The sequence below is a fragment of the Mesorhizobium sp. WSM4819 genome, from assembly GCF_055811215.1.
The window spans coordinates 1-1,931 of the sequence record NZ_JBVVQO010000077.1 but is presented as its reverse complement, the minus strand read 5'-3'; the positions used below and the strand labels follow the sequence as shown (position 1 = coordinate 1,931).

The window sequence follows — 1,931 nt, the reverse complement described above, 5'->3', positions numbered from 1 at the left end:
ACCCGTCTCATCAATGGCGGTGCTGATGAGAATACCGTCCATTCCTGCAATTGGGCCGCGCAAGGAGGACATGATGTTGTCCTGCTGCATGGCGAGACGGTCCACCCGGAAATCATAGCTAAAGTGGACCCGCGGGTGAAACTCATCGGCGTCCCGGGCTTGACCCGATCCATTTCGCCTGTCTCCGACGTGAAGGCATTGTTGGCGCTAACCCGGACGTTCCGCGCCTTGCATGCCGACATCGTCCATACGCACACTAGCAAGGCAGGCATTCTCGGGCGTTTCGCGGCATGGGCGGCGGGAGTTCCAGCGATCGTTCATGGCGTGCATATCGTGCCTTTTGTCAATGTCGGGGTGGCCGAGCGGTTTGCCTATCTCGCCTTGGAAAAGCTGGCAGCACCAGCCACCAGTGCGTTCATCAGTGTGAGCGAGGGCATCCGTGACTTATGCTTGAGCGCAGGAGTGGGACATCCAGACAAACATTATGTCATCCATTCCGGATTCGATCTCGATCGTTTTCGCAACGCCGATCCGCCCGACGGTTGGCGCGATTTGTTGCGCTTGACGCCGGGCGCGCCGCGCCCGCCCGTGCTCTTGATGATCGCGGCTTTCGAGCCACGCAAGCGACACACGGAATTTCTGGACGCTTTCAACAAAGTCGCCGTCCGCTTACCCGACGCGGTGCTTGTGCTGGCGGGCGACGGGCCGCTTCGCTCGACCGTTGAATCGCGGGCCAAGCGGCTTGGGCTCGAGCGCCAAGTGGTCTTTGCCGGTTATCGGGACGACCCCGAGCGGCTGATCGCGCTCGCGGATCTCTGCCTGCTCTGTTCCATGCGGGAGGGATTGCCCCGCGTGGTCATGCAATATCTCGCCGGCGGCAAGCCTTGCGTCGCTTGCGATCTGCCAGGTCTTCGCGAAGTGCTCCGCCCTGGTATCAACGGTGTGATTACACCCGCGGATGATTTGGCGGCCATGGCCGAAGCCATTGCCGCCCTCCTGGAGGATCGTGAAAGACTGGCTTGCCTCGCCCAAGGTGCCACGGCGACGGATCTTTCGAACTGGGACGTCAAGCTGATGGGCAAGCGCATTGGTGCCATTTACCGCGAGGCTCTTGACCAGCATCGGGCAAGCACGGGAGTATCAACGATACCTCCTGTTCGAAATGTGGCGCTTCCGCGATGAACGGGTGTGACCTATGCGTTTGACAGTGATCGGGCAGGTTGCCGGATTGGTTAGCGGTGCATGCTTTACCGATTTCGGGCATGAAGTGGAGTGCGTCGATCTAGATGATAGGAGGATCGACGCGCTGGAAGGCAGTGAGATGCCAAAGAGGCATCTTCTTTTTTGCACATGGGACGGGGTTGTAATCTTGGTGGCCGCCTTGGCTCCAGGAACGCTATCCAGCGGATTGATATGATTGCAACAGAAATTCCCGCCGCTTATCCGATGAAGACCCCGCGAGCCGAAGCTCTTCTCAGCACACGTGTTCTGCTCGTGCTCCCAACCTATTTTCCTGAGTCATATGGCGGCGGCGAACAACAGGCGCGGCGATTTGCTCGGGCGCTGGTTGAAAGCGGCGTTTCCGCAACCATTCTGGCACCCAGACTGTCGCACTCGACCCCGAAACGGTCCGCCATCGACGGGGTGCCTATCCATCGCCTTCGTTTGCGCGCGGCTCCGTATTTGGGCGGGCGGCATATGCTGTCGTTCCTGTCGTGGTGTGTCCAGGTTGTGATCTGGATGCTGCGCCGCCGCGACGAATTCGATGTCGTACATATCATTCATGCCCGACTTCACGCTGTTCCGGCGGCATTGGCAGGAGCCCTCCTGCGCAAACCGGTTCTCGCAAAATTGGCCCGGGGCGGACGGTGTTTCGATCTCGACGTTGTGCGCGAAAAGAAAATCATCGGTCGATGGGCGTCCGCCTTGAT

The 1,931-nt window shown here is 59.6% G+C and carries 2 protein-coding genes; both read left to right on the top strand.

Going from position 1 to position 1,931, the window contains the following annotated elements:
- Positions 1-1,182: glycosyltransferase (locus AC0L18_RS32270; RefSeq protein WP_473495724.1), on the top strand; the 1,182-nt coding region annotated here is incomplete at its 5' end.
- A 231-nt stretch (positions 1,183-1,413) separates the two neighbouring features.
- The coding region (locus tag AC0L18_RS32265; protein WP_473495723.1) for a glycosyltransferase at positions 1,414-1,931 on the top strand (518 nt) is incomplete at its 3' end.